At 68.3% G+C, this 26,759-nt stretch carries 26 protein-coding genes; 14 read left to right on the top strand and 12 right to left on the bottom strand.

All coding sequences use genetic code 11. The features are described 5' to 3' along the window. The first annotated feature begins 78 nt into the window (after positions 1-78). Positions 79-2,907: a leucine--tRNA ligase gene (gene leuS, locus AB0M14_RS18365; protein WP_364998930.1), complete on the top strand. Its 2,829-nt coding sequence runs from the start codon at positions 79-81 to the stop codon at positions 2,905-2,907. 62 nt (positions 2,908-2,969) lie between these two features. Beyond that, entirely contained in the window at positions 2,970-3,518 is a 549-nt protein-coding gene (locus tag AB0M14_RS18360; protein ID WP_364996255.1) for a Uma2 family endonuclease, read from the top strand. A 28-nt stretch (positions 3,519-3,546) separates the two neighbouring features. Here AB0M14_RS18360 and AB0M14_RS18355 read toward each other — a convergent pair whose 3' ends face one another. Both AB0M14_RS18355 and AB0M14_RS18350 read right to left on the bottom strand, forming a co-directional pair. After that, positions 3,547-4,329, bottom strand: coding sequence for a polysaccharide deacetylase family protein (locus tag AB0M14_RS18355; protein ID WP_364998928.1), 783 nt, complete (start codon positions 4,327-4,329; stop codon positions 3,547-3,549). Between the two features lie 120 nt (positions 4,330-4,449). After that, the gene (locus AB0M14_RS18350) at positions 4,450-5,148 is read right to left on the bottom strand and encodes an SDR family oxidoreductase (RefSeq protein WP_364996253.1); all 699 of its coding nucleotides are present in this window, start codon (positions 5,146-5,148) and stop codon (positions 4,450-4,452) included. Positions 5,149-5,315: 167 nt separating this feature from the next. On the opposite strand from AB0M14_RS18350, the gene AB0M14_RS18345 reads away from it, so the two are divergent. Genes AB0M14_RS18345 through AB0M14_RS18335 form a run of 3 tightly spaced genes read left to right on the top strand, consistent with a single transcriptional unit; the run spans position 5,316 to position 8,268 of the window. Then, on the top strand, positions 5,316-6,653 hold the full coding sequence (locus AB0M14_RS18345) for a glycogen debranching protein (RefSeq protein WP_364996250.1): 1,338 nt from the start codon (positions 5,316-5,318) through the stop codon (positions 6,651-6,653). 46 nt (positions 6,654-6,699) lie between these two features. Beyond that, positions 6,700-7,539: a G1 family glutamic endopeptidase gene (locus tag AB0M14_RS18340; protein ID WP_364996247.1), complete on the top strand. Its 840-nt coding sequence runs from the start codon at positions 6,700-6,702 to the stop codon at positions 7,537-7,539. Between the two features lie 24 nt (positions 7,540-7,563). Continuing rightward, a complete protein-coding gene (locus AB0M14_RS18335) occupies positions 7,564-8,268 on the top strand; it encodes a glycoside hydrolase family 25 protein (RefSeq protein ID WP_364996244.1) in 705 nt (234 codons plus the stop codon). Between the two features lies 1 nt (position 8,269). Here AB0M14_RS18335 and AB0M14_RS18330 read toward each other — a convergent pair whose 3' ends face one another. From AB0M14_RS18330 to AB0M14_RS18320, 3 genes are all read right to left on the bottom strand, one after another. After that, entirely contained in the window at positions 8,270-10,321 is a 2,052-nt protein-coding gene (locus AB0M14_RS18330) for a PhoX family phosphatase (RefSeq protein WP_364996241.1), read from the bottom strand. A 198-nt stretch (positions 10,322-10,519) separates the two neighbouring features. Beyond that, positions 10,520-11,314 (bottom strand): hypothetical protein, encoded by a 795-nt coding sequence (locus tag AB0M14_RS18325; RefSeq protein ID WP_364996238.1) that lies wholly within the window; start codon positions 11,312-11,314, stop codon positions 10,520-10,522. A 77-nt stretch (positions 11,315-11,391) separates the two neighbouring features. Beyond that, positions 11,392-11,922, bottom strand: a complete 531-nt coding sequence (locus AB0M14_RS18320) for a lipoprotein LpqH (protein ID WP_364996235.1) — start codon at positions 11,920-11,922, stop codon at positions 11,392-11,394. 150 nt (positions 11,923-12,072) lie between these two features. On the opposite strand from AB0M14_RS18320, the gene AB0M14_RS18315 reads away from it, so the two are divergent. The 6 genes from AB0M14_RS18315 (at position 12,073) to AB0M14_RS18290 (ending at position 18,264) form a co-directional block, all read left to right on the top strand. Continuing rightward, complete coding sequence (locus tag AB0M14_RS18315; protein WP_364998927.1) at positions 12,073-13,416, top strand: hypothetical protein; 1,344 nt, start codon at positions 12,073-12,075, stop codon at positions 13,414-13,416. Beyond that, on the top strand, positions 13,416-14,423 hold the full coding sequence (locus tag AB0M14_RS18310; RefSeq protein ID WP_364996232.1) for a hypothetical protein: 1,008 nt from the start codon (positions 13,416-13,418) through the stop codon (positions 14,421-14,423). Before AB0M14_RS18315 ends, AB0M14_RS18310 begins: the two co-directional genes overlap by 1 nt. Before the next feature lie 34 nt (positions 14,424-14,457). After that, positions 14,458-16,041, top strand: a complete 1,584-nt coding sequence (locus AB0M14_RS18305; RefSeq protein ID WP_364996230.1) for a tetratricopeptide repeat protein — start codon at positions 14,458-14,460, stop codon at positions 16,039-16,041. Continuing rightward, complete coding sequence (locus tag AB0M14_RS18300) at positions 16,038-17,300, top strand: CHAT domain-containing protein (RefSeq protein WP_364996229.1); 1,263 nt, start codon at positions 16,038-16,040, stop codon at positions 17,298-17,300. The genes AB0M14_RS18305 and AB0M14_RS18300 overlap by 4 nt, the downstream gene beginning before the upstream one ends. Before the next feature lie 131 nt (positions 17,301-17,431). Then, a complete protein-coding gene (locus AB0M14_RS18295; protein ID WP_364996226.1) occupies positions 17,432-17,788 on the top strand; it encodes a nuclear transport factor 2 family protein in 357 nt (118 codons plus the stop codon). A 50-nt stretch (positions 17,789-17,838) separates the two neighbouring features. Then, positions 17,839-18,264 carry a hypothetical protein gene (locus tag AB0M14_RS18290; RefSeq protein ID WP_364996223.1) on the top strand — a complete coding sequence of 142 codons (426 nt, stop codon included), beginning with the start codon at positions 17,839-17,841 and terminating at the stop codon, positions 18,262-18,264. Between the two features lie 61 nt (positions 18,265-18,325). Here the strand turns inward: AB0M14_RS18290 and AB0M14_RS18285 are convergent, their stop codons facing one another. The 3 genes from AB0M14_RS18285 to AB0M14_RS18275 all read right to left on the bottom strand — a co-directional run bounded on the left by AB0M14_RS18285 (position 18,326) and on the right by AB0M14_RS18275 (position 21,432). After that, the gene (locus AB0M14_RS18285; protein WP_364998925.1) at positions 18,326-18,625 is read right to left on the bottom strand and encodes a hypothetical protein; all 300 of its coding nucleotides are present in this window, start codon (positions 18,623-18,625) and stop codon (positions 18,326-18,328) included. 148 nt (positions 18,626-18,773) lie between these two features. Next, positions 18,774-20,570 (bottom strand): ABC transporter substrate-binding protein/permease, encoded by a 1,797-nt coding sequence (locus tag AB0M14_RS18280; RefSeq protein ID WP_364996220.1) that lies wholly within the window; start codon positions 20,568-20,570, stop codon positions 18,774-18,776. A gap of 67 nt (positions 20,571-20,637) precedes the next feature. Further along, positions 20,638-21,432 (bottom strand): LLM class F420-dependent oxidoreductase, encoded by a 795-nt coding sequence (locus AB0M14_RS18275; protein WP_364996218.1) that lies wholly within the window; start codon positions 21,430-21,432, stop codon positions 20,638-20,640. Positions 21,433-21,556: 124 nt separating this feature from the next. Between AB0M14_RS18275 and ugpC the strand changes: the two genes are divergently transcribed. Then, complete coding sequence (ugpC, locus tag AB0M14_RS18270; protein ID WP_364996216.1) at positions 21,557-22,648, top strand: sn-glycerol-3-phosphate ABC transporter ATP-binding protein UgpC; 1,092 nt, start codon at positions 21,557-21,559, stop codon at positions 22,646-22,648. Between the two features lie 40 nt (positions 22,649-22,688). Here the strand turns inward: ugpC and AB0M14_RS18265 are convergent, their stop codons facing one another. Both AB0M14_RS18265 and AB0M14_RS18260 read right to left on the bottom strand, forming a co-directional pair. Beyond that, the gene (locus AB0M14_RS18265) at positions 22,689-23,015 is read right to left on the bottom strand and encodes a hypothetical protein (protein WP_364996213.1); all 327 of its coding nucleotides are present in this window, start codon (positions 23,013-23,015) and stop codon (positions 22,689-22,691) included. Positions 23,016-23,169: 154 nt separating this feature from the next. Next, the gene (locus tag AB0M14_RS18260; RefSeq protein ID WP_364996210.1) at positions 23,170-23,691 is read right to left on the bottom strand and encodes a helix-turn-helix domain-containing protein; all 522 of its coding nucleotides are present in this window, start codon (positions 23,689-23,691) and stop codon (positions 23,170-23,172) included. Between the two features lie 80 nt (positions 23,692-23,771). Between AB0M14_RS18260 and AB0M14_RS18255 the strand changes: the two genes are divergently transcribed. Further along, entirely contained in the window at positions 23,772-24,941 is a 1,170-nt protein-coding gene (locus tag AB0M14_RS18255; protein ID WP_364996207.1) for a thiolase family protein, read from the top strand. Positions 24,942-24,980: 39 nt separating this feature from the next. Here AB0M14_RS18255 and AB0M14_RS18250 read toward each other — a convergent pair whose 3' ends face one another. Together AB0M14_RS18250 and AB0M14_RS18245 are read right to left on the bottom strand one after the other, a co-directional pair. Continuing rightward, the gene (locus AB0M14_RS18250) at positions 24,981-25,325 is read right to left on the bottom strand and encodes a hypothetical protein (RefSeq protein WP_364996204.1); all 345 of its coding nucleotides are present in this window, start codon (positions 25,323-25,325) and stop codon (positions 24,981-24,983) included. Between the two features lies 1 nt (position 25,326). Further along, positions 25,327-25,668, bottom strand: a complete 342-nt coding sequence (locus tag AB0M14_RS18245; RefSeq protein ID WP_364996201.1) for a hypothetical protein — start codon at positions 25,666-25,668, stop codon at positions 25,327-25,329. 93 nt (positions 25,669-25,761) lie between these two features. Here AB0M14_RS18245 and AB0M14_RS18240 point away from each other — a divergent pair, with 93 nt between their 5' ends. Continuing rightward, positions 25,762-26,739 (top strand): o-succinylbenzoate synthase, encoded by a 978-nt coding sequence (locus AB0M14_RS18240; protein ID WP_364996198.1) that lies wholly within the window; start codon positions 25,762-25,764, stop codon positions 26,737-26,739. Positions 26,740-26,759 lie beyond the last annotated feature (20 nt).

Here is a 26,759-nt window from a genome sequence, read left to right as displayed (position 1 = left end):
CAGGGTATCGCACCCGGTCCCCGGACCTGTTTTTCGGTCCTGCGAGCCGCAGGCTCTACCCTGATGGGCATGCAGGACATGCAGGACAACCGTGGCAATGACAGCGATGTACCCGAGCAGCGGTACAGCGCCGATCTCGCGGGCCGCATCGAACGCCGGTGGCAGCAGAACTGGGTGGAGCGCGGCACCTTCCACGCCCCCAACCCGACCGGGCCGCTGTCGGGTGAAACGCCCGCCGACAAACTGTTCGTCCAGGACATGTTCCCGTATCCGTCGGGCGCGGGCCTGCACGTCGGGCACCCGCTCGGCTACATCGCCACCGACGTATTCGCGCGCTACCACCGCATGCAGGGTCGCAACGTGCTGCACGCGCTGGGCTACGACGCCTTCGGCCTGCCCGCCGAGCAGTACGCGGTACAGACCGGCGCGCACCCGCGCGACACCACCATGTCCAACATCTCCACCATGCAGCGGCAGCTGGATCGGCTGGGCCTGGGCCACGACCGCCGGCGCTCGTTCGCGACCACCGACCCCGAGTACTACAAGTGGACGCAGTGGATCTTCCTGCGCATCTACAACGCCTGGTACGACCAGGAAGCCGATCGGGCCCGCCCGATCGCGGAGCTGGAAGCCCAATTCACCAGCGGCGCCCGCCCCGCGCCCGAGGGCCAGGACTGGGCGAGCATGTCGCCCGCCGAGCGCTCCGCGCTGATCGACTCCTATCGCCTGGTCTACCAAACGGATTCGGTCGTGAACTGGTGCCCGGGTCTGGGCACGGTGCTGTCCAACGAAGAGGTCACCGCCGACGGCCGCAGCGAACGCGGCAACTTCCCGGTGTTCCGTAAGCGCCTGTGGCAGTGGATGATGCGGATCACCGCCTACTCCGATCGCCTGGTCGACGACCTGGACCTGCTGGACTGGCCGGACAATGTGAAGTCCATGCAGCGCAACTGGATCGGGCGCTCACGCGGCGCGCAGGTGAAGTTCGAGTCGGCGGCCGGGCCGATCGAGGTGTTCACCACCCGCCCCGACACCCTGTTCGGCGCGACCTACATGGTGCTGGCCCCCGAGCACGAGCTGGTCGACCAGCTGGCCACCGGCGAGTGGCCCGCCGGCACCGACGCCCGCTGGACCAACGCCGCCGCTACGCCCGCGGCCGCCGTTGCGGCCTACCGCAAGTCGATCGCCGCGAAGTCGGATCTGGAGCGCCAGGAGAACAAGGAGAAGACCGGCGTCTTCCTGGGCGCCTACGCGGTGAACCCCGCCAGCGGCGCGCAGGTGCCGGTGTTCATCGCCGACTACGTGCTGAGCGGCTACGGCACCGGCGCCATCATGGCGGTGCCCGGCCACGACCAGCGCGACTGGGATTTCGCGACCGCGTTCGGCCTGCCGATCACCGAGGTCATCGCCGGCGGCGACGTGCACGAGGCGGCCTGGTCCGGCGACGGCAAGCTGGTGAACTCTGGCTACCTGGACGGGCTGCCGGTCGAGGAGGCCAAGGCCACGATCATCGCCCGGCTGGAAGCCGACGGCCACGGCCAGGGCACCGTGCAGTACAAGCTGCGGGACTGGCTGTTCGCCCGGCAGCGTTACTGGGGCGAGCCGTTCCCGATCGTCTACGACGAGACCGGCGCCGCGCACGCGCTGCCGGAATCCATGCTGCCCGTCGAACTTCCGGAGATGGAAGACTTCGCGCCGGTCACCTTCGACCCGGACGACGCGAACTCCGAGCCGTCCCCGCCGCTGGCCAAGGCCACCGACTGGGTGCACGTCGAACTGGATCTGGGCGACGGGCCCAAGCGCTACCGCCGCGACACCAACGTCATGCCGAACTGGGCGGGCAGCTCCTGGTACCAGTTGCGCTACACCGACCCGACCAACTCGGAAGTGTTCTGCGCCAAGGAGAACGAGTCGTACTGGGTGGGCCCGCGCCCGGCCGAGCACGGGCCGAACGATCCGGGCGGCGTCGATCTGTATGTCGGCGGCGTCGAGCACGCGGTGCTGCATCTGCTGTACGCGCGGTTCTGGCAGAAGGTCCTGTTCGACCTGGGTGAGGTCAGCGGGCGTGAGCCGTACCGGCGGCTGTTCAACCAGGGCTACATCCAGGCCTTCGCCTACACCGACGCCCGCGGCGCGTATGTGCCCGCCGCCGAGGTGATCGAACGCGACGGCAAGTTCTACTGGAACGACGCCGAGGTCTTCCAGGAGTACGGCAAGATCGGCAAGTCGCTGAAGAACGCCATCTCTCCCGACGAGATGTGCGATCTGTACGGCGCCGACACCTTCCGCTTCTACGAGATGTCGATGGGCCCGCTGGACACCTCCCGGCCCTGGGCCACCAAGGATGTCGTCGGCGCGCATCGTTTCCTGCAGCGCGTCTGGCGACTGGTGGTGGACGAGGAGACCGGCGCGATCCGGGTCACCGAGAACGATCCGTCCGATGAGACCGCGCGCCTGCTGCACAAGACGATCGCCGGTGTGGACGACGACTACGCGGCGCTGCGCGACAACACCGCGGGCGCCAAGCTGATCGAGCTGACCAACCACCTCACCAAGAACTACCCCGAGGGCGCGCCCCGGCACGTGGTGGAGTCGCTGATCCTGATGCTGGCCCCGCTGTCCCCGCACATCGCCGAGGAACTGTGGGAGCGCCTGGGTCACCCGGAGTCGCTGGCGCACGGCCCCTTCCCGGTCGCCGACCCGGCCATGCTGGTCGACGAGACGGTGGAGTATCCGATCCAGGTCAACGGCAAGGTCCGCAGCCGCATTCAGGTCCCGGCGGACGCCGACACCGCGACCATCGAAGCGGCCGCCCTGGCCGACGAGAAGATCGCCGCCCTGCTCAACGGCGCGGCACCCCGCAAGCTGATCGTCGTGCCGGGCCGTCTGATCAACATAGTCGCCTGACCACGTCGGATGCAGGGCGCTTATCCCCTCGGCTCCCTGCTCAGCTCCGGTAGTCTGTGCCTATGACCGAGGCCTCGATCGCGTACCGCTGGACACGCGAAGAGTTCCTACGTGCATGGGAGGCGGGCGCGTTCGACCATCGGGTGGAATTCATCGAGGGGGAGGTCTGGTCGGTGGTCATCGGGGACTGGCGCGGCTTCACGACGGGACGCATCCTCCGCGCATTGCCCGGTGATGGTTTCCAGGTGACGACGGCAACGCTGCCCACTGGAGAATCACTCCCGGATCCGGATTGCTGGGTTCTCCGCGATGACGCCGAACCTGTAGACACCGTCGGCACCAAGGTCTCCGTGTGGGCCCCCGCCGATGTCGTCCTCGTCGTCGAGGTCTCCGACGAGACCGTCATGCAGGACCTCGGCATCAAAGCGAGAATGTATGGTCGCGCCGGGTACTCGGTGTACTGGGTGGTCACCAAAGAGGTGATTTTCGAGCACACCGAACCCACCCCGAACGGATACCGAACCCGCCGCGAATATCGTGCAGGAGAACATATCCCGGTTCACTACGCTGACACCGCCCTCCCTGTCAGCGACGTCCTGTCCGGACGCTGAAATCAGTCTCCGGAGGGGATCCGCACCGTCAGGTCGGCGGCAGTAGTACGTCGTTCAGGGTGACCATCGAGAGGTTGCGTTCCTTGATGATGTCGACGAGGCGGCCGTAGCAGTGCGTGACGGCGGGGGCGTTGGCGTGGCCGATGATGATCGTCTGCGGGTTGAAGTACTTGTAGGCGCATTCGATCAGGTAGTCCTCGGTGATGACGCCGGAGTCGGACAGGGAGCCGTACCACATGGTGGGGACGGTGTAGCCGAGGTCGGCGGCGATGCGGTCGACGGTGCTGTTGTGGCGGCCGAACGGGGGGCGGTAGTACGGCGTGCCGTCGGTGCCGAAGTTGTTGTGCAGGTAGGTTTTCGCGGCTTCCAGCTGGTAGGCGACGGTGGAGCCGGAGATGGCGGTGAGGTCGGCGTGGCTCCAGGTGTGGTTAGCGAGCTGGATCTGACCGGAATCCACCAAGGGGCGCAGGGCGTTTCGGTGGATCGCCCACGAGTCGTAGTGCGCGGTGACGAAGAAGGTGAAGCGCGCGCCGGTGTCCTTGGCGAACTGGATGTAGGCGCCGACCACCTCTGGGCTGGCGCCGTCGTCCACGGTGAGGGCCATGCTGGTGCCCGGCCCCGGCAGCGCGGTGATCGTCTGCGCGGCGATCGGGGTCTTGGGCCCGCCGGGCGGGAGCGGCAGTCGCGGCGTCGGCGGCAGCGGATTCGGCAGCTTCGGCGCATTCACCAGATCCGCCGACCCGGAGTCCAAGGGTTCGCCCTCGGCCCTGGTGCATCCGGTCAGCGCCACCGCCGTGCCGGCGGCCAGCATTGTCAGCAAGTGTCGTCGGTCCACAGGCTTCCACAACCTCGGCGGTAGTCGGGTTCACTCGGATCGTCGGCACTCTAACCAGAACAGGTGTCGCGCGGATGTATCCACGCCGAAATCGGGTCAGCCGAAGGGCCGCAGCACGATCTCGGTCGGATGCGCGTCCCGCGGGGTGTCGACGGCGTTGCGCACCGTCCACGCGACGGTCTGCGGGGTGAGGAACTCCTCGGGCCGGTACTCGCGGCCTTCGCCCGCGATGATCGCGCGCTGCATGTCGGTGTCGATGCGGCCGGGATGGATCGAGGTGACACGCAGCTGCGGCTCTTCCAAGCGCAGTGCGTCACCGAAGGCCTTGAGCCCGAACTTGCTCGCCGCGTAGGATGCCCAGCCCGCGTTGGCGCGCAGGCCCGCGCCCGAATTGATCAGCACCACATGGCCGTTCGCCCGGCGCAGCGCGGGCAGCAGCAACCGGGTCAATTCGGCGACGGCAATTACGTTGGCTTCCAACGTATTCCGCCACTGCTCCACCGAGGACTCGGCAATGGTGCCGAGATCGGCGACGCCGGCGTTGTGAACAAGCACATCGAGGCGCTCGATGTCCGAAACCGCCTCGGCCACAGCGGCATAGTCGGTCAGTGGCACGGGCCAGCCGGTGGCGCCGGGCAATTCGGCCAGGATCGGCCGCAACGCGTCGGCGGTTCGGGCACCGAGCAGCAGTTCATAGGTCGGCGCGAGCTCTCTGGCAATGGCGGCGCCGAGCCCGCGGCTGGCGCCGGTGATCAGTGCGGTCGGCTTCGGGAGGCTGGTCACGGCTGTGGTCATGGGGCCCCACCGTAGTAGCTCTGCACAAACCGGGTGGTAACCCGTAGCGCCCAGGGGCGGACCGTCGATGCACGCATGTGAGATCAGCCGCACACTTGCCGGCCAGCCGGCGGCCGCAGGACCACGCCGACCCGGCATATCTGCGGGTGGCACCGCAGAATAGGGGGATGGCTCACCCGGGATTCACCCCCACCCAGCTCGCGGCCCGCGCCGCCTACCTGCTGCGGGGTAATGACCTGGGCACCATGACCAGCGCCGCGCCGCGCCTGTACCCGCACATGTGGAGCTGGGACGCGGCCTTCGTCGCGGTCGGTCTCGCGCCGTTGAGCGTGGAGCGCGCCGTCGTCGAACTCGACACCCTGCTGTCGGCGCAGTGGAAGAACGGGATGATCCCGCACATCGTGTTCGCCAACGGCGTCGACGGCTATTTTCCCGGCCCGGCCCGCTGGGAGTGCCGCAAACTGGCCGCGAACGCGCCCGACGGCCCGGACACCTCGGGCATCACCCAACCGCCGGTGCACGCCATCGCGGTGCAGCGCATCCTCGATCACTCGCGCCGGCACGGCCGCAGCACCCGCGCGGTCGCCGAGGAATTCCTGAACCGGCGCTGGCCGGATCTGGTGCGCTGGCACCGCTGGCTCGCCCATGCCCGGGACCCGAAGGAGACCGGCCGGATCACGCTGTATCACGGCTGGGAGTCCGGAATGGACAACTCCCCGCGCTGGGATCGGGCCTACGAGCACGTGATTCCCGGCGCGCTCCCGCCGTACGAGCGGGCCGACACCGCGATCGTCCCCGACCCCACGCAACGTCCCAGCGACCGCGAATACGACCGCTATCTGTGGCTGGTCGAGCAGATGCGCCGGGCCGGCTACGACGACTACCAGCTCGCCTCGACCATGAGCTTCGCGGTGGAGGACGTGTTCGTCACCGCGATCTTCGCGCTGGCCTGTGAAGTGCTGGCCCATATCGGCGAGGAGTACAAGCAGCCCAATGCCGACGTGCGCGACCTGCACACCTGGGCCGAACGGTTCCGCGCGGGCGTCGTCGCCACCACCGACGCCCGCACCGGCGTGGCCCGCGACTTCGACGTGCGGTTGCAGCGCCCGATCAACACCGAGACCCTGGCGGTGTTCGCGCCGCTGCTCAGCGGCGGTCTCCCCCGCGATGCCGAACGCAGCCTGCTGCGCCTGTTCGAGGGGCCGAGTTACTGCGGCCACCCCGACCTGCGCTACGCGCTGCCCCCGTCGACCTCGCCGGTGTCGAAGGATTTCCGCCCGCGCGAATACTGGCGCGGCCCGGTCTGGCCGGTGATGAGCTGGCTGTTCTCCTGGGTGTTCGCGCGGCGCGGCTGGGCCGAGCGGGCGTTCATGCTGCGCGCCGAGGGGCTGCGCCAGGCCAGTGACGGCAGCTTCGCCGAGTATTACGAGCCGTTCACCGGCGAACCGCTGGGCAGCATGCAGCAATCATGGACCGCGGCGTCGGTGCTGGACTGGCTGGGCTGACCCGGAGGTCCGCCGTGATCGGACATTTCGGTCATACACTCCCGCTATGGACAAGCGGTCGAAGAGATTCATCCTGTCCGCGCCCCTGGTGGCAGCCCTCGGTGCCGGGCTGCTGCAGATACCCTCCGCGACCGCGAAAACGGAGAATCTCGAGGTCTACAGCGGCTACTCGGCCACCGCCGCCGACAAGGCGCCGATCAAATCCGTGACCGCGCGCTGGACCCAGCCGACCGTCTCCTGCAATGCCTTCGCCAGCCTCACCGGCGGCCTTGCGAACATGGTCGGCACCGGCTCCGCCCTGGCGCAGACACCGGGCATGGCGGCCAATCCGCTGGGCCTGCTGGTCACCCAGTTCGTGCCACATGTCGGGTTCTGGGTCGGCCTGGTCGGCGGCGAGGGCCGGGACACCACGCTGATCCAGACCGGCACCACCGCCGTCTGCGTGCTGGGACTGGTCGAATACGGCGGCTTCTTCGAGACACCCTCGCTGCGCAATCAGAAGTCGCCCGAGGCCTGGGTCGATCCCGAGGTCACGCCGGGTGATGTCATGCACGCCACCGTCAGCTGGGACGGCGTCGACAGCTACCGCCTGGTGCTGGCGAACACCACCGCCGGCTGGACCAAAGAGGACACCATTCAGCTCGCGGGCATCACCCCGGAGCTCGCGCTCGCGATCGGCGAGGCGATCCCCTGCAACGCACCGGATTTCACCCCGGTGGAGTTCACCGAGGTCACCGCGGACGGAAAGCCGTTCGGCGACTACGAGGTTCGCAGCTGGACGATCAGCCCCTGCACCGAGATCGCGCCGGGCCCGCTGCACGGCACGTCGTTCACCATCACTCAGCCCGCGAATGTGGTGAGCAACACCCCGCCGCCAGGCAATTAGAGCCGATGGCTATCGTGGAGCGTCATGAATATCAGGCGCTCCAGGTGGATGGTGTTACTGATCGCGTTGGCGGGCATCCTCACCGCGGCCCCGGCCGCGGCGGCACCGCAGGGCCCGGACGTCTCGTCCTGGCAGCATCCCAACAAGATGCTGATCGACTGGTTCGCGGTCCGGCACGCGGGCTATGAATTCGCCATGGTCAAAGCGACCGAGGGCCTGCACTACCTGAATCCGCATTTCGTCTCCGACAGCGTGATCATGCGGATGGCCGGAGTCGCCCGGGGCACTTACCATTACGCACGCCCGCAGCTGCCGCCGGAAACGCAGGCCGCGCTGTATTCGACGGTGGTCCTGGGCCAGAACGGCGCGCTGGACCTGCCGCCGGTGCTCGACCTGGAGGACAGCGGCGGCCTCGCGCCGGACCAGCTGATCGATTGGACGCAGCGCTACCTGAACACGGTGCAGGCCATGACCGGACGGGTGCCGATCATCTACACCTATCCGAACTTCTGGAAAACGGCCATGGCCAACACCGATCAGTTCACCCGGTACCCGCTGTGGATCGCCGACTACCGCGGCAATCCCGAGCCCGAGGTGCCCGGCGGGTGGCCTGCCTGGACGTTCTGGCAGACCACCGACAGCGGCACCATTCCGGGCATTCCCGCCCGCGTCGATCTCAACGTATACAGCGGGGCCCAGGGCGATTTCGCGCGTTTCGCCAATATGTGAGCTAGACGCCGATGCGGGCGCCGCCCTTCTTCCAGACCGCGACCACCGAGGAACGCGGCTGGGCGGCGCCACCGTCGGGCCAGTGCGACAACGGGTTGTCCGGGGTGGCGTCGTCGGCCTCGCCCGGGTGCTGCACGCACACCATGACCCGCTGCTCGGTGACGATCGGGCCGCAGGTCTCACCGCCGCGCGGCACGGTCAGGAACTGCTTGGTCTCACCGCGATTCGGGCCGTCGAGCACCACCGAGAACAGGCCGTCGTTGGACTTGAGGGCGTTGCCGTCGGTGGAGATCCACAGGTTGCCGTACGGGTCGAAGGCCAGGTTGTCCGGGCAGGAGATCGGGCTGACCTTGGTCTTGTCGAAACCGGCGTAGTAGGTGTCGGCCGCGGCCGGGTCACCGCAGACCAGCAGCAGCGACCAGGTGAACTCGGTGCCGGTGTGCTTGTCGTCGATCTCGAGGATCTGGCCGTTCTTGTTCAGCTTGCGCGGATTCGCCTCGTCCACACCGGCTTTGCCCTCGGCGCCGCGGTTGTCGTTGTTGGTCAGCGCGACGTACACCTTGCCGGTGTAGGGGTTGGCTTCGAAGTCCTCGGGGCGGTCCATCTTGGTGGCGCCGACCTTGTCCGCGGCCAGCCGGGTGAACACCGCGACCTCGGCCGCCGACATGCCCTCGACCAGCGACTTGCCCTTGCCGTCGGCGCTGGACTCCAGCAGCGGAATCCACTGGCCCTTACCGGTGAAGCCCTGGTCGGACGGCTTGGCGCCGGTGCCGTCGATCTTGTCGGCGTGATCGCCGGTCAGCTTCGCGACGTAGAGCGTGCCCTCGGACAGGATCTTCATGTTCTCGCGCCGGCTGGACGCGCTGGTGCCGGACTGGATCTTGCGCTTGGAGACGAACTTGTACATGTAGTCGAACTTCTCGTCGTCGCCGGTGTAGGCGACGACATCACCGCTCGGGGTGACGTAGATGTTGGCGCCCTCGTGCTTGAGGCGGCCCATCGCGGAATGCTTGAGCGGCACCGAGTTCGGGTCCCACGGGTCGACCTCGACGACATAGCCGAAGCGGTTCGCCTCGAACGGCTCCTTCTCCAGGTCGAAGCGCTTGTCGGCGGTCTCCCAGCCGTTGGCGGTCTTGCCCGCGGCGAAACCGTAGCGCTTGGTCCGGGTGTTGCCGATCTTGTCGCCGTTGGCGAAGTAGCCGTTGAAGTTCTCTTCACCGGAAAGCACGGTGCCCCACGGGGTCACGCCGCCGGCGCAGTTGGCGAAGGTGCCCAGGATCTTGCTGCCGGTCGGATCGGCCGAGGTGGTGACGAAGGCGCTGCCCGCGGCCGGGCCGGTCAGCTTGAACTCGGTGTTCGCGGTGATGCGGCGGTTGTATTTGCCGAACACCGGAGTCAGCTTGCCGGTACCGGATTCGCCCTTGACCTCGACGACCGACAGGCCGTGCGCCGCCATGGTGATGGCGATCTGCTCGGGGGTCGGGGCGTCCTTGTTGTAGCCGCGGAACATGTGCGGGCCGGTGGTGTATTCGTGATTGACCACCAGCAGATAGGAATTGGCCTGGCCCTCGATCGGCAGCAGGGCCGCGAAGTCGCTGTTGTAGCCGAACTGCTTGGCCTGCGCGGCGGCGGTCTGCTTGTCGAAGTCGAAGGCCGGCGCGTCGGCGAAAATCGGGTCGCCCCAGCGGATTACCACACCCTGCTCGTAGCCCTCGGGGATGACGACGGCGTCTTCCTTGTTCGGGGCGACGGCGGTGTAGGCGGTGCCGGTGCCGGGCGTGCCCGCGGCCTTGGCGACCGGAGTGGGCGCGTCGGCGGGCTTGTCGGCACCGCAGGCGACCAGGGCGCTGCCCGCGCCGACCGCGAGCACGGCAGCCGCGCCGCCCTTGATCAGGCCGCGGCGGTTCAGCGAGGCGACGAGGTCACCGAAGTACTCGCCCCCGGAGGTGTTGGGCACCTCGTGGAAGCAGGCATTGCCACACTTGTATTCACAGGTCACAGCAGCACGGGCGGACTGGCCGTCGTGCTTGACGAAGAGGGCGAGCGGTTTCACGGTAACTCCTGAACTCGGGCTGTCGGGGCGCACGCTAAACCGCGGAAACTAGCCACAAGAAACGAAAAGATGAACGGGCGACCAATTAGGTAACCCTCAGTTTGCCGAGATCCTGCTCCTGCGCTCGGGAAGGCCGGGCCGCACAGCGAAATGCCCAGGACGACAGCTTATGCGCTGGTCATCCTGGGCTGTGCGGGTTCACGCGTTGACCGGCAGCGCCAGCACCACCTCCTGCTCGTTGCCCGGCAGATAGTGCACCTGCACGATCCGGCCGACCTGCACGCTGCCGACCATGGCCGGCGGCAGGAACTTGTCCGCGTGCGTACCGAAGGTGCTGCCGTCGGGGCGGGTCACCACCAGCCCGAGGTCGATGCGCGAGTACCCGTCGCGGATCTCACCCGGCACCGACAGCGACTGCACCACCGCCTGGGCCCGCACGCCGCGGGCGGCGATATCCAGCTTGGCCGGGGTGGTGAAGCCCTTGCGGATCATGGACTGGTTCATCGCCCGCTGTGCCTCGGCGGCATCACCGGACATGTCGACCTCGACCTTGTCGGTGCGCTCACGCAGATACCGCACCGGCAGCACCACACCCGGGCGCAGCAGGGCGAGTTCGGTGAGCGGCACGATCATGCGGGCGGTGGAGTCGAAGACCTTCCCGTCCACGCCCTCCACGCTGAAGTCGATCCGCACCTGCGGCTGATCGTTGACGGTGACGCCGGTGTGGTGGAACGACTTCACGGTGCCGATGCCCAGCAGGCCGTGCCGGAACTCGGAGCTGTTGTTGCCGGTGAAAGCTTGCAGGATACCTTCGCCGGTGAAGGCGAACACGATGGGAACGATGGTCAGCGCGATGATCGGCAGCGCCAGCTGCGGCCCGACCCAGGGCATGGCGAACGGGTCCGAGGTATCGGCCATCAGGCCGTGGAACAGGTAGTAACCGAAGGCGAAGGCGCCGAAGACGAGGGCGGCGGTGCGGGCTTTGGTGCGCATGGTGGTCTCCTCAGGGTGGTGCCCCGCGCTCCCACAGCTGTTGCGGGAGCGCGGGATTCGGAAGGTCGAGGGCCGGCTCAGCCGACGATGGTGGTGCAGGCGAAGGTGATGTCGAACTTCGCGGCGGGTGCGCCGGCCATCGGGTTGGTCATGTCCGGGGTGCCGACGCCCTCGCCGGTCACCTTGTAGGTGTTGCCGTCCTTGACGAGCTTCGCCGAGCCGCCGGGCTGGCCGTTGCCGTAGCCGACCGCGTAGGGCAGGCCGTTGGCGCCGCCCTTGCTGCCCGCGATACCGACCGCCTGCACGGTGTCGCCGCTGATGGTGGCGCTGACGGTGAGCTGGCCGTGCGCGGCGTTGTTGTTGTCGGTCAGCGCGAGCGCCAGCAGACCGCCCTGCTTGGCGCAGGTGGTGTCGAAGGAGGCGGTCAGGGCCTTGCCGTCGACCGAGGCGGCGGACTTGCCGCCCGGGGCGGGGGCCGGAGCCGCCGAGGTGGCGGGCTTGTCGGCGGGGGCCGGGTTGCTGCTCTTGGCGTCGTCACCACAGGCGGTCAGACCCAGGGCCAGGGCGGAGGTGGCGGCGATGACGGCGGCGGCGGTCTTGATGTTCATGATGTCTTCCTTTGTCTTTCGTGTGGTCCGGCCCTTGTCGGTGCCGTTGAGAGAAAGGTAGAAACGATTCGCGCCCTACCGATCCCAGGTTTGCGCCGTCCGGAATCCCGAAAACTCCGTTAACCTGGTCGAATGCGACGACCGCGCGCCATGGTGCTGGATGAGGTGTGGCGCGAGCTCGACGATGTCGAAGCGCTCAGCGGGCCACAGGGCGGGCCGTTGCGGCGCACGGTGAAGCTGCTGCTGGACCCGCTGGTGATCCGGCCGGTGCAGCATCCGAGCTGTGCGGGGCCGCTGGTCACCGCGGACGGCGCGACGCTGCTGGCGACCCGGGTGCATGCCTGCGCGGACGTGCTGCGGGCGACCGCGGCCTGGTTCACGCTGCTCAAGCAGGTGCGGCGGGCGATGCGGATCACCGAGGGCCATCCGCAGGATCTGTACTTCCAGCGCTGTTTCGAGCTGGCGACCACCTCGGGGCTGCCGAATCCGGTGCGGGACCGCGGTATTGCCGAGGCGGCGCTGCGGGAAATCCACGAGTTCACGGCGGGGCGGACGACGCAGGCGTTGAAAGCGCACCTCGGGGATGCCGGGCGGGCCGCGGATCTCGCGCAGCTCGTCGCGGTGGCCTGGCGGCGGCGGCCGTCCAGCGCGGCGCCCACCGTGGACCACGGACGCTCGCTCGACGCGTTGCTGGCGGAAGCCGCGGGGGCGCGCGTCGGGTCCGGTAACGGCAAGGGGCAGTACCTGTTCGACAGCCTGATCGCGGCGCACGCCGGCGCGCACTCCGGAATCGCGCTGTGGCACACGGTGACTCGCGCGCATCGACTCGGACTGACCACGCAACCGCTACCGCAGCCCCCCGGGATCGGCGCGTCCGCTTCCACCTCCGCCCTCGGCCTGCCCCTCGACCGGACCATCTACGAGCGGGTTTTCACCGTCCTGCAAGCCTCCACCGAACGCGCCGAACTACCCGAGATTCCGGAATTGGTCACCTCGGAGGTGGCGCGCAGCTGTGCGCCGTGGGCGCTGCTGGACGAATCGCTGCGAGTCACCGCGGCGGCGGGAGCCGCACTGGCGGTGGGGTTCTCGCCGATCAACGGGTCCGCCGGGAACCGGCTGCGGCAGCTGGGGACCGATGTGGAGGAATCCGCGCCACTGCGTTTGATCAACGGGCGCTGGCGGCGGGAATCCTATGTCCTGCAAGCGCGACGGCTGGTCGTCGATCCCGCGGCGGACCTGTCGACGTCGAATCCGCTGGCCGCCATCGCCGCCGAGCTGCGCACACCGTGGCAGCCGTACCTGCGCCGGCTGTGGGTGCGGTTGCACGGCCGCGACGTGCGCGAATTCCCGGTGTTCGATCCGGATGAACTGTGGGATCTGCTGGACGGGGTGGCGCGTTCGGTCATCCTGGACCACCGGGCCCGGGTGAAGAAGGCGCTCAGTGCCAGTTCGTTCGCCGCCGAGCCCGGCGCGCTGGAATCGAGGGTGAGCTGATGACCGAGGTCTCCCTGTTCCGCACCGGCGATCTGCTGGGCATCGTGCCGCCGGGCGCGCCCACCGTGCTCGACGGTGCGCCGGACGACGACGTGATGGTGCTCGAAGTACTCGGCGGGCACCTGAGCTGGAGTGTGTTGTCCGGGCAAGCTGTTCCGGCCGCGGTGATCGACGACATCGATGCCGCGCAAGAGTGGATCTGGGCGATCTACGGCGAACCCGTCGCGCTCGCGGTCGCCGAATATCAGGATGGGCGGCCCACGTTCCCAGCCCGCCCGGAACTTCCGCGGCTGATCACGCACGCCTGGCGGCTCGGCTTCGCGCATTGGGCAGCGCGCTGGTGGCCCGCCTCAACCCTCGACGGCATCGCGGCACTTGATCCCGTCATGCTCGAGGAGGAGATCGCCGAGCTCACCGAGCAGTGCGAGATGCTTGCCGACGGGGACGACGCGGGAGTGCCGTTCATTCCGCCCGTGTCCACGAATGTGACTGTGCGCCAGTCTGATTACGCGCTCGCTGCCGGGGGCGATACGGAGTCGAACGTGCTGACCCTGGATCGTGGCGTCGGCGGCTGGGACTGGCGCGGCTGCCCGCCCGGGCTGATCGACGCCTCCGAACAGGCGGTGTCCTGGGAGCTGGCGCGCGACGCCGGGCTCACCATCGCCCGCGTCAGCGTGGTGGCCGCACCCCAGCTCACCGGCCCGGTACCGGCGCACCTGCGGCCGCACGCGCGGATCGCCGAGGCCGCCGAGATCGAACTCGAGCTGTCCGGCGACAGTTGGATCGGACAGACGGCGGTCGCCGGGGAAGACGCCGTGACCGTGGACATCTATGTGCCCGGCGTCGGCGTGCCGGACTACGAAGACCGTGGTGGACCGGAAATTCGCAGGCGCATACGGGAATTCGCGACGACCCGATTGCGCCGGGCTACCGAACCGGTCAGCGATGCCTTCGACGCGCCGCTGCGAGCCGAGATCGCCGCCGCGGCCGAAGATTCGGATTTCTGATGAACCGCTCGGCCGACGATCTACCGGAGCTGTGATGGACCAGGAAACACCGGATGACGGACGCGAAGTACTGCTCGCCGGGGCCGAGGCGTATCAGCGCGGGGAGGTCGCTGAGGCGCTGCGGATTTTCTCCGAAGCGGTTCAGACAACCACCGGCGCGCTGCGGGTCAGCGCGCTGGTCAATGCCGCGAGCATGGCCGACGAGCTCGGCGACCACGCCACGGCGCTGGCGTGGTTTCGCGAGGCGCTGGCCGAGATCCCCGAGGACGCGATCGAAAAGCGTTGCAGTGCACTGGTGAATGTCTCGCAGGCACTACAGCACCTCGGCGAACTGGACGAGGCGCAGGCAGCGCTGGAAGAAGCCCGGGGGTTGCTCGCTGACAGCGGTGCGGAACTCGGCATGCTGCGCGTGGCCTGTCTGCTGTCGCTGGGCGCGGTGGCTTTCCACCGCGGTCAATGGATCCGGACCATCGAGATCGCCACCGAATCCTTGGACACCGCGGTCCGCTACGCGCCGCACCTGGCCGGACATCCGTTGATGAACCTGGCGGGCGCCTACTTCGAGACCGGCCGCCACGACCTGGCCCTCGACTTCACCCAGCAGGCGCTGGCCGCGTTCGAATCTGCCGGCGACGTCAACGCCGTCGCCGAGACCAGGCAGAACCTCGCCACCATGCACATCCGGCTGAACCAGCATGACGCGGCCGAACCACTGCTGCGGGCCAGCCAGGACTACTTCGAGCAGGCCGGGCTGGGCCACCGCGCCGGTATCGGTCTCAAAACTCTCGGCTTCCTCGCCGAAGGCCGCGCCGACCTGCCGCAAGCGCACGACCGCTACAGCCGCGCCTACGAATACTTCCGCGACTCGGGCGCGGTACTGGACGCGGCCGACGTCCAGGTCCGCCTGGCCACCGTCGCCTACGTCAACGGCCAGATCGACGAAGGCGAAACCCTCCTGGCCGCCGCCTACTCCGCCTACGCCGAACGCGGCCTCGGATTGCACTGCGCACAAATCGATTACTGGCACGCCCTGCTCCTGGAATCGGTCATCGACGACGTCACGGACCCCACCACCGCACTCGCCGCCGCCACCGACCTCGCCGTCACCTCCGCCCTCGCCATCGACGCCGTCCGCCACACCTTCCCCAACGGCAACCAGCGCCACCAGTGGAACACCCAAATCGCCGACCCCGCCCTGCGTTTGGCCTTCCGCTTCGCGTACCTCAGCGGCGACGGCCAACTCCTGGCCGACCTCATCGAAACCCAATGCGCCGGCGCCACCTTGCAACCCACCGCCCCCACCCCCACCACCAACCAATTCCCCATCGAATTCCTCGACCCCGGTCCCCCCGAACCCGACACCCCAACTCATCCCGGCACGTTCTTGGCCGGGACCCAGGCGGGGCCGCTACCGGCTAACGCACCGAGCGCCCCCGCGGCTACCTTGCGCCTGGCCTCCGCGCTGGCCGATGTGGCCGCGGCCGAAGGGCTTCCGGTTTCCCTACCACCTCGCCTCGTCCGCCAACCTGACGGCCACATCGCCCTCGATGCCTACATCACGGCGGCAGAGCAACGCTATGGCCGACCGGTTCGCGATACCCGGGAGGTCACGGTATGACGCGTACGCCTGAGCAACCGACGGTGCTGGTGCGGATGGCCGATGCCGGGGATCTCTACATGTCGTGGCGGTGGGTCGGGGATGTCGGGCCGGGCGGGGTGAGCATGCTGCCCGGCGGGCCGATCGATGATGTGGTGGCCAGGCTCGCCAGGGAGCTGCCGATTCCCGGGGCACCTGAGGGGCTCGAACGGGCGCTCACCACCGGGGCTTTCGCGACGCTGGAGTCGGAATACCTACTGGCGCGGGATCTTTCCCGGGCGTTGCTGCCCTCCGGGCTGGCCGGGCAACTGGCGCACTTGCATGCGCAGGGGATCCGTCCGCTAATTCGTCTGCAACCCTCCCCCCGTCTGGCGCAGGTTCCCTGGGAGATCCTCGCGCCCGCCCCGGACCTGCGATTGCTCGATCTCGCCGATATCAGCCTGCTGGCGCCCGCGAGCATCGTGGGCGCGCCCGGGCGCACCGCCCGCCACTGGGCCGACCAGCAGCACCTGCCCTTGGTCGCGATCCTCGACCCGCGCATACCCGGATTCCGCGCGGACTCGGCCCTAGGGTCGGTACTCGGCCGGATGGACGCGCCGTCCGCGTTGACCGAGCGCATCGCCGAATATGTTGCACAGCAACGGTTCATGCCCGAGGTGAGCGGCCCGCTGGCGGCCTTCCGCCGCACCGACGTCAACCGCGACTGGCTCAGCACCGCGCTGCGCAAAGGCGCGAGCCGCCTGCTGTACGTCGGACACGTCACCGCCGCTCCTCCGGCATCCGGGCAGAGCGAGAACGCCGAGCTGCACCTGGCCTGCGGCGCGGAGACCACCGGCTTCGCGACGGCCAACCGCACCCACCGCCCGTTGTCCGCCAAGGATTTCCTGCTCGGCACGCACACCCTCGACCCCGAACCCGCCGCGGGCAGCGACCTGTGGCCGATTCCGAGCCGGGTCGCGCTCATCGCCTGTGAAAGCGGCGGTGACCTGCGGTTCACCGAGGCTCTCGGCTTGACCGCCGCGATGATCGCGGGCGGCGCCGAGCTCGTCACCGCCACCCGCTGGCCGCTGCCCACCGACCTCGCGTTCCAGCGGTTCGCGGGCACCGACGCGCGCCCGCTGCTGGACACGATCTACGCCGTCGACGCGGCCCACGAACAGCCCGATCCTGTTGTCGCACTGATCGATTGGCAGCGAGACCGGCTGGACGCATGGCGCGGCGGCGGCGCTATCGCGCACTCCCCGATCCTGTGGAGCGCCCTGGCGACCGTCAGCACGTAGCGCGTACTTAGGTAACGCCTGCCGAAAGTACTTATAGGCGACTGATTCGGCACCCCCTCCTCGGGCCATAACGTAGTTCTCGTAAGCAGCACAGACCGAGAAACACCAGCTCAAAGCCCTTGGAGGACATCATGAACGACATCGTCGCCGCCTACCTGGAAGCCTGGAACACCACCGACGCCGCGGCCCGCACCGCCGCCGTCGCCCGGGTCTTCACCGCGGACGCCACCTACGTCGACCCGATGGTCGATGTCGCCGGCCACGCCGGACTGGAAGCCGTCATCGCCGGCGTGCAAGCCCAGTTCCCGGGCTGGACCTTCCGCCTCGGCGGCCCGGTCGACGCCCACCACGACCAGGTCCGCTTCACCTGGGACCTGGGCCCGGCCGACGGCCCCGCGATCGTGGTCGGTTTCGACGTGGCGATCATCGCCGACGGCAAGATCGCCAAGGTCTACGGCTTCCTGGACAAGGTCCCCGCCGCCGCCTGATCCAGGCGAAAAACCCTCCCCCCATTGCTTTTACGAGAAAGAGCCCCACCATGAGCACCACCACCGCCACCCCTGCCGCCCTCTCCGCCCTGCTGGCCCCCGGACCGAAGCTGCTGCGGCTCTCGCTCCGCCTCGACGCGGTGATCACCGGCGTCAACGGCCTCGCCTACCTGGCCCTGTCCGGCCCGCTGGAGTCCCTGCTCGGCCTGGATCGCGGCATCGGCATCCCGATCGGCATCTTCCTCACCCTCTACGGCCTCACCGTCGCCGTCATCGGCAACCCGGCCAACCCCAACATCCCCGCCGCCCGCGGCGTCGCTGCCCTCAACGCCGCCTGGGTCGCCCTCAGCCTGATCGCCCTCGTCGCCGGGGCACTCGACCTCAACCTCGTCGGCTCTATCTGGACCGTCATGCAGGCCGGCACCGTAGGCGCCTTCGCCGCCCTGCAGTACCTGGGAATCCGCAAGGCCTCCTGACCCGAAAAGACCCCCACGCCCTACGCGGCACCGGCTACCGGTGCCGCGTCAGCGCGTTTGCTCAGTGGTCGTCGTAGTGGTCACCGTGCATGGCGTGGCGGTGGCCGTCGTGCAGGTAGTCGACGTGGTCGCCGTGCGGAACCGAGTCGTGGCCGCAGTCGGGGCCGTGGACGTGGGAGTGGTTGTCGCAGGGCTGGTGGCCGGCGGGTTCACACTCGTCGTAGTGGCCGTCGTGGGCGCGGTGCAGGTGACCGTCGTGCGCGTAGTCGATGTGGTCGCCGTGCGGGACCGGGGTGTGGCCGCAGTCGGGACCGTGGACGTGGTCGTGTGCGGTGTGCTCGAGGTGTGCGGTGGTCATCAGAATTTCCCTCTTCTCGTCCGTGAATGGGTGGTTCTGGATACCGAAAACACATTAGCGAATACGCATTATTGAAGGTTGCTCAGGATGTGCTAACCAATCGCGATCAGCAATTCCGATAGGCGGTGCCTGTTCGACCGATTTATCGGAATTACCGCCCTTCGGTGACGGTGGCCTGCTCCAGCGGATCGATCGGACGGCCGGCCTTCGGGCGCGCCTCGCGCATGCGGCGATCGAGGTAGTTGACCAGGTGGGTCAGCGGAATGGTCAGCATCAGGTAGACCAGTCCGGCGGCGACCAGGGGCGAGAGATTGCCGGTCTGCGCGTTGAGGTCCCGGCCGACAGCGAACAGTTCGCGCTGGGTGGCGAGCAGGCCGAGGAAGTAGATCAGCGAGGAGTCCTTGATCAGCGCGATGAACTGGTTCATCAAGGCGGGCAGCACTTTTCGAACACCCTGCGGGATGACGATCAGCCGCATCGACTGCCGGTAGCTGAGGCCCAGCGCGGCCGCCGCTTCGCGCTGACCGGTGTCCACCGACTGGATACCGGAGCGGAAGATCTCGCCGATGTAGGCCGAGGCCAGCAGGGCCAGGGCGAGCGCGCCGAGCCAGTACGGGTTGTTGCCGGTCAGGTTCCGCGCGACCGGGCCCAGACCCAGGCCGATCAACAGGATGATGACGACGGCGGGCAGGCCGCGGAAGATGTCGGTGTAGATCCGGGCCGGCCAGCGCAGCCAGCGCGTGCGCGAGATGCCCGCGACGGCGAGCAGCATGCCCAGCACGCTGCCGAGAATGCCCGAAACCAGCGCCAGGATCAGGGTATTCGGCAGGCCGGTCTTGATCAGATCGGGAAATGCCTTGCGGTACAACGACCAATCGAAGAACGTCTCGCGCAACTGCTGCAGCGTCGACTTCGGCGCGGACGGCGCCGCGGGCTGCTGGTCGCCGGCCTGCTCGGCGGCGATGGCCGCGAAGTCCGGCAGCTGCGGCATGGGCGCGGCCTTGGATCCCGGCTTCCAGCCCGGCGGGAACTGGCGGGGCACCCACTCGGAGTAGAGCTGGGCGTAGGTGCCGTCCGCGATCACCGCGTCCAAACCGCTGTTGAGCGCGTCGATCAGCGGCTGGTTGCTCTTGCCGACCGCCCAGGCCGCGAAATTGTCCAGACTGTAGGCATTTTGGACGACGGCGGTCCCGTCGCCGGGCTTGATCGCGCCGTCGGCCTGCGCGGACGGGGCCACCCAGGCATCGACCTGGCCGGACTTCAGATTCGCGTAGGCGGTGTTGTAGTCGGGAAACTTCACCGGGTCCAGACGCAGGGTGTTGACGACGTAATCGTCCTGCACGGTGCCCTGCACGACGGCGATCCGGCTACCCGCGGTCAGGTCCGCGAAGGTCTTGATTCCGCTGCTCTCGCGCACCACCAGCGCGAAGTAGCCGAAGTCGTAGCCGTTGGTGAAGCCGACGAGGTCACGCCGCGCCGCGGTAGTGGTGATGTTCGAGGAGCCGACATCGAACCGCTTGCCCGCCACCTGCGCCAGCAGACCGGCGAACTCGGTGCCCGAGAACTGAACGCGCAGGCCGATCTTCGCGGCGACGGCTTCCAGCAGCAGGTTATCGAACCCGGTGAACTGCCCCTGGGAGTTCACGCAGATGCTGGGCGGCGCGTCCGAGAGCGTGCCGACACTGAGCACGCCGGGGGTGATCAGGCCCAGCTTCCCGACGTCGATCGAGCTCAGCGGTTCCGACGACGCGGTCGTGTATTTGTCCGGCCCCGCCGCCTCGGACGAGGCGAGATTCTGCGGTGCGGCGGAGGCGGCGCTCAACCCGGGCGGCGCGCACAGATCCCGGGTGGAGCCGTCGCCGGACGAGCACCCCGTCGCCAGGACTCCGACGGCGAGCAACATCACGGCGATCAACGCGCGCAACCGCACGAAAAGCAGACTGGCCATGACCGGCAAGCCTATCGGCGGTGCACGCGAATACCCAGTTACCCGGGTGAGGGTTGCGCCACGCGGTTCAGGCCAGGCCGGTCACCGCGTCCGGGTTCACCTCGTCCCGCCAGCGGATCGCCTGCGCCACCTCGGACAGGTCGTAGTCGGGCCCGTTCACCGCCACCGTGAACAACGTGACCCCGGCGGCGTGCAGGCCCTTGGCGTCGGCGACGCCCTGCCACTGCACCGACCGTTCGATCGCGGCCTGCTGCCGTCCGACGGCGGCGCAGTGGTCGGCCAGGATCGCGTTCTTGCGGGCCAGCACGTCCTCGTCGGCGAAGCTGTGCCAGATATCGGCGTACTCGGCGACCAGGCGCAGCGTCTTCTTCTCGCCGCCGCCACCGATCAAGATCGGGATATCGCGGGTCGGCGCCGGGTTGAGTTTCTTCAGCCGCGCGTCGATCCGCGCCATCGAGTCCTTCAACAGCGCCAAACGGGTTCCGGGCGTGCCGAATTCGTAGCCGTACTGCTCGTAGTCCTTCTCGAACCAGCCCGCGCCGATCCCGAGAATCAACCGGCCGTCGCTGACGTGGTCCACCGTCCGCGCCATATCGGCGAGCAGATCCGGATTGCGGTAACCACCGCCGGTGACCAGTGCGCCGATCTCGACTCGCTCGGTCTGCTCGGCCCAGGCGCCCAGCATCGTCCAGCATTCGAAATGCGCGCCGTCGGGGTCACCGTAGAGCGGATAGAAGTGGTCCCAGTTGAAAACGATGTCGACGCCCAGCTCCTCCGCGCGCAGCACCGCGTCCCGGATCAGGCCGTAGCGCGGGGAGTGCTGCGGTTGCAGCTGGATGCCGATACGCACTGGTCTGCTCATCCGAGTCTCCTCTACGTAGTTCCCCGAACGAGGCTACCGATCTCCGGCGAACCTTGTAGAGTCCTGCCAACCCTGTACTCGGATCGTCCGGCACGTTCCTGCCGGTGAATGGGATGGTTTCGTCATGGCTACTGTGACCTTCGACAGCGCGACCCGGCTCTACCCGGGCTCGAACAAGCCGGCCGTCGACCAGCTGAATCTGGAGATCGCCGACGGTGAATTCCTGGTTCTGGTCGGTCCTTCCGGCTGCGGTAAATCGACTTCGCTGCGCATGCTGGCCGGCCTCGAGGAGGTCAACGGCGGGCGCATCCTGATCGGCGCGAACGACGTCACGCACGCCGAGCCGAAGGAACGCGATATCGCCATGGTGTTCCAGAACTACGCGCTCTACCCGCACATGACGGTCGCGGAGAACATGGGCTTCGCGCTCAAACTCGCCAAGGTCGCCAAGGCGGAGAAGGACCAGCGGGTCCTGGAGGCCGCCAAACTGCTGGATCTGGAGCCCTACCTGGACCGCAAGCCCAAGGCGCTCTCCGGTGGTCAGCGCCAGCGCGTGGCGATGGGCCGCGCCATCGTGCGCCAGCCGCAGGTCTTCCTGATGGACGAGCCGCTGTCCAACCTGGACGCGAAACTGCGGGTGCAGACCCGTACCCAGATCGCGAAGTTGCAGCGCAACCTCGGCACCACCACCGTTTACGTCACCCACGACCAGGTCGAGGCCATGACCATGGGCGACCGCGTCGCGGTGCTCAAGGACGGCCTGCTGCAGCAGTGCGCCACCCCGCGCGACCTGTACCGGGACCCGGCCAACGCCTTCGTCGCCGGATTCATGGGTTCCCCGGCCATGAACATGTTCACGCTGCCGGTGGACAATGGCACCGTGTCGGTGGGCGGGCACGCGCTGGCGGTGCCGCGCTCGGTGGTCGAGGCGGCCGAGGGCTCGGTGGTCGTCGGCATCCGCCCCGAGCACCTGGAGATCGGCGGCAGCCTGGCCAAGGGCATCGAGATGGAGGTCGACGTGGTCGAGGAACTCGGCTCCGACGCCTACCTCTACGGCCGCACCATCGCGGACAGCACCGCCAACGGCGCCGGCGAAATCATTGTGGCGCGGGCGGATTGGCGGAATCCGCCGGCCAAGGGCACCCGCCTGACGCTGGCTACCACGCCGGACCACACCTACTTCTTCTCCGCCAACGACGGCCGTCGCCTGAACTGAGACGTGCGAGCGCCCCGCCCGAGCTCCCCGGCGGGGTGTTTCACACCGCGATGAACATCGAGATCGACGCCAGCACCAGCAGCACCGACGCGCCCGCCCACACCAGGCTGGACCGTCCGCGTTCGCGTGCGATCCGGCCCATGATCCGCGGCACGAACAGGATCAGGCCGATCACGACCCAGCACACCGCCAGGGCAGCAAGCACTTCCGCGATCGCCACGCCACCCTGAAAGTAGGTGACGACCAGCGCGAAGGTGGCGTAGAGAACGGCGCCGCCGCCGAGAATGGCCGCGAACGTGTACAGCAGTTTGCTCACCTTCGCGTCCCAAGATCTCGGCCGCCGCTCCGGCTGATACTGGTACGGCATATCTCCATCATGTCGCCGCTGGACCGGTTCCGGGCCGGGATCAGGGACGGAGTATCGGCGGGTGGTCCGGTACGGATCGGGCATGCCTTCATCATGGCAATGCCCGATCGGTCCCGGCACAGGAAAACTACTCAGGTGCGCAACGTCACGGTGTTCAGCTGTGCTTTCGCCGCTTCCGCCGGGCGCGCACCCAGTCGTCGTTGACCCGCACGCCCAACTCCTCCAGCTCGATTTCCCGGCCCCCGGCGCTGCGGATCTCCACCCGCACCGGAGATCCGGTGGCAGCCTCGACGAGTTCCAAAGGGGCAGGCCCGGGTTGGAGATAGGCATCGCCCCACTGCCATAGGGCGAGGACCGCCGGGAGCAGGTCGCGACCCATCGCGGTCAGCACGTATTCGTTCCGGGTGCGTTTGCCTTCCTCCTGGTAGGGCCGTTTCTCGAGCAGACCCGCGGCGGTGAGCTTGCGGAGTTGCGCGGCCGCGGCCGCGTCGGTGATGCCGATACGAGCGGCAAAGCCGTCGAAGCGGCGGGTGCCGTAGTAAGCCTCGCGCAGAATGAGGATGGCCGAGCGGGTCCCGACCAGGTCGAGCGCCTTCGCGACGGAGCACTCGCTGGGTTGCCAGGAACTCAGATCTGCCAAGGGTCCTTCCATCACGGCTGCCATGACACACATCATAGCCGGGCTGACTTGTGTCAACTATGGCCAGGCGTACCCTGACTATTGGACGCAATAGTCAGCCCTGAGAGGACAGCATCATGAGAGACGCGGTGATCGTCGAGGCGGTACGCACCCCGATCGGCAAGGGCAAGCCGAACGGCGCACTCCACGACGTGCACGCGGTGGACCTGCTCGCGCACAGCCTGCGCGCGGTGGTGGACCGCAGCGGGATCGATCCCGCACTGATCGACGACGTGATCGCCGGCATCGTCACCCAGGTCGGCGAACAGGGCTCGAACATGGCCCGGCGGGCGGCGCTGGCCGCGGGCTACCCCGAGTCGGTGCCCGCCACCACGGTGGACCGGCAGTGCGGGAGCAGCCAGCAGGCCATCCACTTCGCCGCACAGGGCGTCATCTCCGGGGCCTACGACATCGTGGTCGCCGCCGGGGTGGAGTCGATGGGCCGAATTCCCATGGGCGCCAACCTGGTCGGCTCCACGGACCCGTCCGGCATCGGTTTCGCCGCCCGTTACCCGGAAGGTCTTGTCCCACAGGGCATCAGCGCGGAGCTGATCGCCGCCCGCTGGGGCCTGAGCCGGACCCAGCTCGACGAGTTCGCGCTCGCCAGCCACGAAAAAGCCGCGCTGGCAACGAAGAACGGCTCGTTCGCGGCGCAGCTGGCCCCGCTGAACGGCCTGGAGACCGACGAGGGCATCCGCGTCGGGAGCTCCTTGGAGACGCTGGGCAAGCTGCGCCCCGCCTACTACGACGAGGCCATGGCCGCCCGCTTCCCGGAGATCGGCTGGCAGATCACCGCGGCCTCGGCCAGCCAGGTCAGCGACGGCAGCGCCGCGACGCTGATCATGACCAGCGAACGGGCCCGGGAACTGGGCCTGCAGCCGCTGGCTCGGCTGCACAGCTTCGCCGTAGCCGGTGACGACCCGCTGCTGATGCTGACCGCCGTCATCCCGGCGACCCGGAAGGTGTTGCAGCGCGCCGGTTTGCGGCTCTCCGACATCGACCTGGTGGAGATCAACGAGGCCTTCTCGCCGGTGGTGCTGGCCTGGGCCAAGGACACCGGCGCGGACCTGTCCCGGGTGAACGTCCACGGGGGCGCGATCGCCATCGGCCATCCGCTCGGGGCCTCCGGAGCCCGGCTGGCCACCACGCTCGTGCACGCCATGCAGGAGCGCGGCGCGCGCTACGGCCTGCAAACCATGTGCGAGGCAGGCGGTTTGGCCAACGCCACCGTCTACGAACGGCTCTGAACGCCGCGGCGGCACCCACGGGGTGGGTGCCGCCGCTCGTCAGACGGCCAGCACGACTTGGCGGACCAGTTCCCCGAACAGATAGCAGCCGACCAGCGCGGCGAGACCGACCAGCGGCCGCCACCACAGCGTGCGCTGGTCGACCGCCGCGAGCACCAGCTGCCAGAGCCCGAGCGGTAGCGCGAACAGACTCCCCAGCAGGCCGATCCCGGCGGTGATCCCGTATCCGCCACCCGCCGGCGCCACCGCGTCCACAGAGCTCGGCGCGAGCGCCGCCAGCACCACGACGGCCAGGAACAACACCGCGCCGCACACCGCGTCCCAGTACCGGAATCGTTGCGGTACCGCGAAATTCGTCTCGATTCCCACGTTCGCGAAAGACATGTCAGTTCCCGAAAACGGCGAGGAACGCGATGATCCCGCCGGCACCGAACGCGGCGGCCATCAGCAGCTGCGCTCGGCTGGGCGCGCCCCACGGCCCGGATCTGCCGTGCCAGAGCCCGTTCAGAATGCCGACCAGCGACCACACCAGCGCAGCGCCTATCCCCAGCCAGCTCACAGTCATCCCCAGGCCGACGAACAGCGCGCCGTTCGCCTCCGCACCGAGGTAACCGAAGACCGCGAACCCGATCGTCAACCACGCCGCGATCCCACCCAGCACCAACGTTCCCGCATACTGCACCGCCGCCGCGACGGCAGCCCGTGGAAACCGCTCTCCCCTTGTCATGCCCAGAACAATGTGCCGCGCCACTTTCAACCCGCTGACCAGAACCTTATGGCGGTGCGCCGGTCCTGCCCGGGCTCCGTAGGGTGGGGGTCGATGAGCGACCAGAGCCTTGCCGACCAGCCTGTTGTCTACGCGATTCCGATGCGCACACGGTTTCGCGGGATCACCGTGCGGGAGGGGATGTTGCTCCCCGGACCGCTCGGGTGGGGTGAGTTCTGCCCGTTCCCCGAGTATGACGATCGGGAGGCGGCCGGATGGCTGGCGACGGCGATCGAGCAGAGCACGGTGGGGTGGCCGGCGCCGGTGCGAGCTCGGATTCCGGTCAATTGCACTGTTCCCGCCGTGGATCCGGAATCGGCGCATCGGATTGTCGTCGCGTCGGGCTGCCGGACCGCCAAGGTGAAGGTCGCCGATCATCCGGGGTCGCTGACCGAGGATCTGGCCCGGGTCGAGGCCGTGCGGGACGCGCTGGGGCCCGCGGGAGCGATCCGGGTGGACGCGAACGCGGTGTGGGATGTGGATACCGCGATTTCCAACATCAACGAGATCGATCGGGCCGCAGGCGGTTTGGAGTACGTCGAGCAGCCGTGTCGCACGATCGAGGAGTTGGCGGCCGTGCGCCGCAAGGTCGAGGTGCGGATCGCCGCCGACGAGTCCATTCGCCGTGCCGAAGACCCGATGCGCGTCGCGGTGGCGGGAGCGGCGGATATCGCGGTTCTCAAATGCACGCCGCTCGGCGGGGTGCGGCGAGCCTTGCAGGTGGCCGAGGCGGCGGGGCTGCCGTGCGTGGTGTCTTCGGCCCTGGAATCCAGTGTGGGCCTTTCGGCCCAGTTGGCCTTGGCGGGCGCACTCCCCGAACTCGACTTCGCTTGTGGTCTCGGCACCACTTCGCTGTTCGAGGGCGACGTGGTCGCCGATTCGCTCCGCCCGGTCGACGGCTACCTCTCGGTCCCCCGCACACCACCGGCGCCGGATCCGGCATTGCTCGCGCGGTACCGCCACCCGGACCCCGATCGCATCACCTGGTGGCACAACCGCCTCGATCGAGTTCGCCGGTTTCTGGACCGTTAGCCGACGCTCGAGCCTTCGAT

It is taken from the genome of Nocardia sp. NPDC051832 (assembly GCF_040681285.1).
Taxonomy (GTDB): domain Bacteria; phylum Actinomycetota; class Actinomycetes; order Mycobacteriales; family Mycobacteriaceae; genus Nocardia.
Note: the sequence above shows the minus strand (reverse complement) of the source record. Positions and strands in the feature narration are given on the sequence as shown.

Coding starts and splice junctions, on each gene's coding strand:
- AB0M14_RS18335 (WP_364996244.1), top strand. CDS start 7,564: ATGAATATCAGGCGCTCCAGGTGGATGGTGTTACTGATCGCGTTGGCG.
- AB0M14_RS18305 (WP_364996230.1), top strand. CDS start 14,458: ATGGACCAGGAAACACCGGATGACGGACGCGAAGTACTGCTCGCCGGG.
- AB0M14_RS18340 (WP_364996247.1), top strand. CDS start 6,700: ATGGACAAGCGGTCGAAGAGATTCATCCTGTCCGCGCCCCTGGTGGCA.
- AB0M14_RS18310 (WP_364996232.1), top strand. CDS start 13,416: ATGACCGAGGTCTCCCTGTTCCGCACCGGCGATCTGCTGGGCATCGTG.
- AB0M14_RS18255 (WP_364996207.1), top strand. CDS start 23,772: ATGAGAGACGCGGTGATCGTCGAGGCGGTACGCACCCCGATCGGCAAG.
- AB0M14_RS18245 (WP_364996201.1), bottom strand. CDS start 25,668: ATGACAAGGGGAGAGCGGTTTCCACGGGCTGCCGTCGCGGCGGCGGTG.
- AB0M14_RS18295 (WP_364996226.1), top strand. CDS start 17,432: ATGAACGACATCGTCGCCGCCTACCTGGAAGCCTGGAACACCACCGAC.
- AB0M14_RS18290 (WP_364996223.1), top strand. CDS start 17,839: ATGAGCACCACCACCGCCACCCCTGCCGCCCTCTCCGCCCTGCTGGCC.
- AB0M14_RS18325 (WP_364996238.1), bottom strand. CDS start 11,314: ATGCGCACCAAAGCCCGCACCGCCGCCCTCGTCTTCGGCGCCTTCGCC.
- ugpC (WP_364996216.1), top strand. CDS start 21,557: ATGGCTACTGTGACCTTCGACAGCGCGACCCGGCTCTACCCGGGCTCG.
- AB0M14_RS18275 (WP_364996218.1), bottom strand. CDS start 21,432: ATGAGCAGACCAGTGCGTATCGGCATCCAGCTGCAACCGCAGCACTCC.
- leuS (WP_364998930.1), top strand. CDS start 79: ATGCAGGACAACCGTGGCAATGACAGCGATGTACCCGAGCAGCGGTAC.
- AB0M14_RS18320 (WP_364996235.1), bottom strand. CDS start 11,922: ATGAACATCAAGACCGCCGCCGCCGTCATCGCCGCCACCTCCGCCCTG.
- AB0M14_RS18280 (WP_364996220.1), bottom strand. CDS start 20,570: ATGGCCAGTCTGCTTTTCGTGCGGTTGCGCGCGTTGATCGCCGTGATG.
- AB0M14_RS18360 (WP_364996255.1), top strand. CDS start 2,970: ATGACCGAGGCCTCGATCGCGTACCGCTGGACACGCGAAGAGTTCCTA.
- AB0M14_RS18265 (WP_364996213.1), bottom strand. CDS start 23,015: ATGCCGTACCAGTATCAGCCGGAGCGGCGGCCGAGATCTTGGGACGCG.
- AB0M14_RS18345 (WP_364996250.1), top strand. CDS start 5,316: ATGGCTCACCCGGGATTCACCCCCACCCAGCTCGCGGCCCGCGCCGCC.
- AB0M14_RS18250 (WP_364996204.1), bottom strand. CDS start 25,325: ATGTCTTTCGCGAACGTGGGAATCGAGACGAATTTCGCGGTACCGCAA.
- AB0M14_RS18240 (WP_364996198.1), top strand. CDS start 25,762: ATGAGCGACCAGAGCCTTGCCGACCAGCCTGTTGTCTACGCGATTCCG.
- AB0M14_RS18355 (WP_364998928.1), bottom strand. CDS start 4,329: ATGCTGGCCGCCGGCACGGCGGTGGCGCTGACCGGATGCACCAGGGCC.
- AB0M14_RS18315 (WP_364998927.1), top strand. CDS start 12,073: ATGGTGCTGGATGAGGTGTGGCGCGAGCTCGACGATGTCGAAGCGCTC.
- AB0M14_RS18300 (WP_364996229.1), top strand. CDS start 16,038: ATGACGCGTACGCCTGAGCAACCGACGGTGCTGGTGCGGATGGCCGAT.
- AB0M14_RS18350 (WP_364996253.1), bottom strand. CDS start 5,148: ATGACCACAGCCGTGACCAGCCTCCCGAAGCCGACCGCACTGATCACC.
- AB0M14_RS18260 (WP_364996210.1), bottom strand. CDS start 23,691: ATGATGTGTGTCATGGCAGCCGTGATGGAAGGACCCTTGGCAGATCTG.